Below are 5,257 nucleotides of genomic sequence, written 5' to 3'. Positions count from 1 at the left end.
AGCTGTTCCGGATCCTTCGGCCCTTCGGGTTCACCGGGGCCGAGATGACCGACCTCACCGCGAAGGAGCTGTGCGGCGGATGCCCCGGCACCGCCTGGTCCTCCAGGGCGCTGCTCACCGGGGTCGGCGTCGCCTCGGCCGGGCTGCTGGCGACCGTCCTCGCGATCAGCGTATGGCCGGACGGCGGCGACGGCACGGACCCGGCCGCCTCCACCGGCGCCGTCCCCGGCACCGCCGCGGGCCGGTCCTCACCGCCCTCCGCCACCGCGGGGCTGCCCACGGCCGGCCGCCCCACCCGGCTGCGCAACGCCGCCGCCGGGCTGTGCCTGGACATCGAGGGCACGCCGAAGGCCGGGGCGAGCCCGGTCCTCGCCGTCTGCTCCCCGGCCCTCAGCCAGCAGTGGACGTACGACGCCGACGGGTCGCTGCGCAGCGCGGCCGACTCGGGGCTGTGCCTGGACTCGCACGCCGACGCCGGCGTGGTGATCCTCGGCACCTGCGCCGACGCCGGCTCCCCGCGGGCCGACGACGTGCGCTACGACCTCACCGCGCAGGGCGAGTTGCTGCCCCACTGGGACCGCACCCTGGCCCTCGCCGCCTCCGCCGGGAACGCGGGCGCCGACCTCGTCGTCAAGGTCCGCGACCGCTCCGCCGGCCAGCGCTGGGCGGCCGACACGCCCTCGGCGAGCCCCGGCTCCCTGTCGGTCGCGGGTACGGGGGGTCCAGTGGCACGGCCCGCGACGCTGTCCGGGCGGCACGCCTAGGCCCTGTCGTTCGGATCAGGCCGGCTGTGAGGTGGGGTGCCTTCCAGCCGGCCCGAGCAGTGTCGGCCGGTACGGGCGGACGGCGGCTTCAGCGGCGGGCGGCCGCCCCGTCCAGGATGCGGGCCAGCTCGTGGGGCGTGGAGAACATCGGCCAGTGACCGGTGTTCAGCTCGGCCAGGTCCCAGCGTCCGCCCCGCAGCGCCTCGGCCACGGCGGGCAGGGGATCGCGGCCGTCCAGGAGGCACTTGACATAGGTCGCCGGAAGTTCGGCCAAGGGCCGCTTGAGTACGGCCGGTTCGGTCAGGGTGGCGGCCGGGTGCGGGGTGCCCTCGCCGATGAGACGGGCGATCTGCTCGTCCGTGAGGTCCTGGTGGGCGTAGGCCGTCGCCGGGAGGAGCGGCCATACGCCGTCGTGCCCGGTCAGAGCGGTGCGGATGTGGTCGCTGGGGAATCCGTCGAGGAACGACACCCCGTCCGCGGGCAGGTTGGAGTCGACGAACACCACCCGGCGCAACCGGTCGCCGATCCGCTCGGCCGCCTGCCCGACCGGCACGCCCGAGTAGCTGTGCCCGACCAGGACGACATCCCGCAGGTCCAGCCGCTCGACTTCGTCCACGACGTCCTGCACATGGGTCTGCTGTCCCGCGGGCAACTCGCTCTTCTCGGCGAGCCCGGACAGGGTGAGGGCGTGTACCTCGTGGCCGGCGGCGCGCAGATCGGCCGCCACCTCGTCCCACGCCCACGCCCCCAGCCAGGCGCCCGCCACCAGTACGAAGTCGGTCATGACCGTCAACGTACCGGACAGATCCGGTAACTGCGCGGTCGAGACCAGGAGTTGACCATTCCGGACGCAGGCGCCCGGCGAGCGGGTGCGCCTCTGAGCGGAGCCTCGGCGGGAAGAGCAGGACCTCGACCGGCTCGGCACCCGCCGACGGCAGAGACCGGTGAGGTTCTCGTGATCACCCCGGCCGCGGCCGACGATCACGGTGATCATTTCATGAACACAAGGCGTCACGAAGGGGTTTGGCGCGGGCGGAGTCGGAATGTTTCAGGACGATTAACGAAGCGCTGATTTTCAGCCATCCGGACGGCGCGGAAGGGCCGAACCCGCTCAGTTCCTGGGTCACGGTGTGCGGATTCCGTGACTTCACGCCACTACTTCAACACGAAAGGTTACCGAAACGCATGGGTTCGATGTGAGTTTCGGCGGCGGACTCGGCAGAGTGGCGCTCGCCGCCCCGGTCCGACCGGGTCCGGGCCGGCACCTCGTCAGTTCGAGCGGAAGGATGCACACAATGCGGAACACCGCGCGCTGGGCAGCGGCCCTCGGCCTTACGGCCGCCGCCGTTTGCGGACCCCTGACCGGGGCCGCCGTCGCTGCACCGGGCGCCGCCCCGTCGTCGCTCTACGCCCCCTCGGCCCTGGTCCTCACCACCGGCCACGGCAGCGACGCGGCCACGGTCACCCCGGAGCGCGCCGTCACACTGACGTGCGCCCCCACGGCCTCCGGCACTCACCCGGCCGCGGCCCAGGCCTGCGCAGAGCTGCGCGGCACCGGCGGCGACTTCAACGCCCTGAAGGCCGGCGACGTGTGGTGCAACAAGCTGTACAGCCCGGTCGTCGTGACCGTCCAGGGCGTCTGGCAGGGCAAACGCGTCTCGTACGAGCGCACCTTCGGCAACAGCTGTGAGCGTGACGCCATCGGCAACGGCGTCTTCGCCTTCTGAGACCGGGATCGCACGTGTCCCCGCACACGCCGGATCAGGTCCGCAACTGGGGAGTGCGGCCCCTGGAGCGGGGTACCTGCGATCTCGCACCGGAACCGACGGGCGGAGTGGGGCCGCCCGCCGGATTCCGGGCACACAGCCGCTCCCCGGGCGGGCCCGTGGGGGGCCTTCCCGGGGGGCGGCGAAAAACAGGCGGTTTCAGTCGGTGTCCTTGGTCTTGCGCCGGTGACTCGTGTCGCACCACGGGTAGCGGCGACTGCGCCGACAGGTACACAGAGCGACACGGAAACGGTCCGAGAAGACCGTCGTGCCGTCCTCCAACTCGATCTCGACCGGTCCCTCCACCAGCATCGGCCCCCGCCGCTGCACGGTGATCCGACGGGCCCGGTCAGCGCGTTCGTTCGGCACGGACGACCACCAACTCCTCCCTGTCCTCCTCCGGCAGGATGAGACCGCACCCGCGCAGCCAGTCCTCCCGGGAGCGCAGCACCGGACCGAAGGCGATCCAGCGGCGCCGGGTCACCGCGGCCTTCAGGCCCGCGGCACGCAGCAGCTCCAGCGTGCGGTAGGGATCGCTCAGCGAGGAATGCACCGTCAGCAGCACGCCCCCGGGGCGCAGCAGTGCGGGCGCGTCCCGGCAGATCCGGTCCAGCAGCAGCCGGCCGTCCCGGCCCGCGTCCCAGGCCCGGGACCTGCCGCGCGGGCGGCGACCGGCGTCGGGTGCCGGAACGTACGGGGGGTTCGCGAGGATCAGGTCGTACGTGCGGCCGTGGACCGGTGCGAAGAGGTTGCCGCGCCGGATCCGCACCGGAAGCCGGGCCAGCCACGCGTTCACCCGTGTTGTCCACACCGCCATGCGGGACACGTCCACCGCGGTCACCTCGGCGCCCTGCCGGGCCGCCTCCAGGGCCAGTGCCCCGCTGCCGGTCCCGACGTCGAGCACACGCGCACCGGGCGGCGGAGCCTCCTCACGGAGGGCCTCGGCCAGCAGCTCCGTGTCGTCCTGTGGGGCGTACACGCCCGGGAGCACCACTGCCATCACACCGCGCGGGTACCCGGACATTCAGGATGTATGGGATGTTTCCGGTTTCAGGGGTGTCCGCAGCGACGAGCGCCCGGCGCGCCAGTCGGCGAGCAGGCTCCGGCCCAGACGGTCCTCCAGGTACTCGGTGGCGTCGATCCCGAAGGCCACGTCCGTCGCGAGTTCCGGCTCCTCGGCGAGCAGTCCGCCGATCACGTCGTGGCGTACGACCTGCTCGTGCACCGCGTCCGCCTCGACGTGCTCGTCGTAGAAGAACTCCGCGGCGGCTCCGGCGCCGGTGCGCCGCATGGCCTCGGCGAGCCGGCGGGAACCCGGTGAGGAGGTGATCTCCACCTCGGCGAAGTGGCCCACCAGCGCGGCGCGCAACTCCCGGTGCAGGCCGAACAGCGACATCAGGTTGACGACGGCCAGCATCTCCGCGCGGGCCGCGTCCAGATAGCGGCCGTAGGCGGTGTCCAGGCCCAGGTCCGTCATCAGCGCGGCGAACAGGCGCGCGTGCACCCGGTCGGCCCGGCCGCCGCCGAACTCGTCGAACTCCACCGCCGCCATCGCCGCCTTGGCCCGTCCCCACAGCCGGGGCAGCACCCAGGCGTGCGGGTCGGCCTCCTTCAGGTGGTACAGGGAACGCTGGGCGGCGTACTCGCGCAGGTGCCACAACTCGCCCTCGGCGCACAGGAAATGGGTGACCCCGGTGCCCTCGGCCGGTTCGACGAGGAGCGCGGCGAGCGCGTCGTCGAGGCTGTCGTGGCCCGGCGTGTCGGCGCGCAGTGCGGCCAGGAACCGCCGCTCCAGCGCGGCGCGGACGCGCAGCAGCCCGGGGTCCCACTCGAACTGCGGGCCGACACCGGCGAAGCCCCGGTAGTGCAGCTCGTAGCACAGGTAGAGGGCGAGCTGCGGGTCGTCGCCGTAGGGGTCCGCGGCCTCGGCGTCCTCGGGGTGGGGGAGGGGGCCCCTGTCCCGCAGGTACGCGGCGACCGCCGTGGACAGAGGGCCACGGGGCGGGGGCAACCGGGGTCCTCGTGGGTGGCTGTTCATGGGGCTCGGGTACCCCCGCGTCCGTCAGGCATCAGTGGGCCCTCCGGCCCTTCCTAGACGCGTGGCACGCGCATGAGTGAGCCGCCGGCCCGGCCGTCTCACTCGCCTCCCGCCTGCTCCTGCGCCGCGGTGTTCGGGGTGATGGCGTCGCCGGCCTCACCTCGCGAGGCCTTGGCCTCGTCGCGCTTCTCGGCCTCCTCGACCTCCCGGAGCACCTCCTCCAGGGCCGTCTCGGGCCGCTCCTCGTGTTCGTTCCCGCCGTTCCCGCCGGGCATGGCGTCTCCTCCCGTCGTAGCCGACGTCTTGATCCACCACGGGTTACCCGCCCGTGCCGTCTCAAGCGTCCCGCCAAGGGGTTCCTCCTCGTGCCGGCGGGCGAACCCCCAGGTCGGCAACCGGCCGCCGGAGGCGTGACCGATGAGCGCCGGCCGGGCGGGCGGCAGGCCCTGTCCGGTGAGTGCAGCGACGACCGCGACGCTGACCGGACGGCGGTGCACGTGCCGGTCGGGGCCGCTCGCCACCGGCCGCGCGGGCGGTGGGGGTGTGCGGACCCTCTCCAGGGCGAACCGGGCGAAGGGCGCCACGGGTGCCAGGGGCGGCAGGCCGGCCGCCACGGGTCTCGGCTGACCCCGGACCCGACAGACCCCCCTCGCCCCTCTCTGAGATTGAGCCGCGCATGTCTCGCAAGA

7 protein-coding genes are annotated in these 5,257 nt (G+C 73.3%); 2 read left to right on the top strand and 5 right to left on the bottom strand.

Annotated features, from left to right (window positions below; translation table 11 throughout):
• Positions 1 to 764: RICIN domain-containing protein (locus ACWC94_RS42175; RefSeq protein WP_450803073.1), on the top strand; the 764-nt coding region annotated here is incomplete at its 5' end.
• Between the two features lie 88 nt (positions 765 to 852).
• Here ACWC94_RS42175 and ACWC94_RS42170 read toward each other — a convergent pair.
• Positions 853 to 1,548 carry an alpha/beta fold hydrolase gene (locus ACWC94_RS42170; protein WP_450803071.1) on the bottom strand — a complete coding sequence of 232 codons (696 nt, stop codon included), beginning with the start codon at positions 1,546 to 1,548 and terminating at the stop codon, positions 853 to 855.
• A 511-nt stretch (positions 1,549 to 2,059) separates the two neighbouring features.
• Between ACWC94_RS42170 and ACWC94_RS42165 the strand changes: the two genes are divergently transcribed.
• Positions 2,060 to 2,491, top strand: coding sequence for a subtilase-type protease inhibitor (locus ACWC94_RS42165; protein WP_450803070.1), 432 nt, complete (start codon positions 2,060 to 2,062; stop codon positions 2,489 to 2,491).
• A 198-nt stretch (positions 2,492 to 2,689) separates the two neighbouring features.
• On the opposite strand, the gene ACWC94_RS42160 is transcribed toward ACWC94_RS42165, so the two are convergent.
• From ACWC94_RS42160 to ACWC94_RS42145, 4 genes are all read right to left on the bottom strand, one after another.
• Positions 2,690 to 2,899, bottom strand: coding sequence for a CDGSH iron-sulfur domain-containing protein (locus tag ACWC94_RS42160; protein ID WP_450803068.1), 210 nt, complete (start codon positions 2,897 to 2,899; stop codon positions 2,690 to 2,692).
• A complete protein-coding gene (locus ACWC94_RS42155) occupies positions 2,880 to 3,530 on the bottom strand; it encodes a HemK2/MTQ2 family protein methyltransferase (RefSeq protein ID WP_450803066.1) in 651 nt (216 codons plus the stop codon). The genes ACWC94_RS42160 and ACWC94_RS42155 overlap by 20 nt, the downstream gene beginning before the upstream one ends.
• A gap of 24 nt (positions 3,531 to 3,554) precedes the next feature.
• Positions 3,555 to 4,568 (bottom strand): iron-containing redox enzyme family protein, encoded by a 1,014-nt coding sequence (locus ACWC94_RS42150; protein WP_450803064.1) that lies wholly within the window; start codon positions 4,566 to 4,568, stop codon positions 3,555 to 3,557.
• A gap of 98 nt (positions 4,569 to 4,666) precedes the next feature.
• Positions 4,667 to 5,182: a hypothetical protein gene (locus ACWC94_RS42145; RefSeq protein WP_450803062.1), complete on the bottom strand. Its 516-nt coding sequence runs from the start codon at positions 5,180 to 5,182 to the stop codon at positions 4,667 to 4,669.
• Positions 5,183 to 5,257: the final 75 nt, after the last annotated feature.

The organism is Streptomyces sp. NPDC001135, assembly GCF_053598395.1.
The sequence above is the reverse complement of the archived record's forward strand: the minus strand, read 5'-3'. Positions and strand labels throughout refer to the sequence as shown.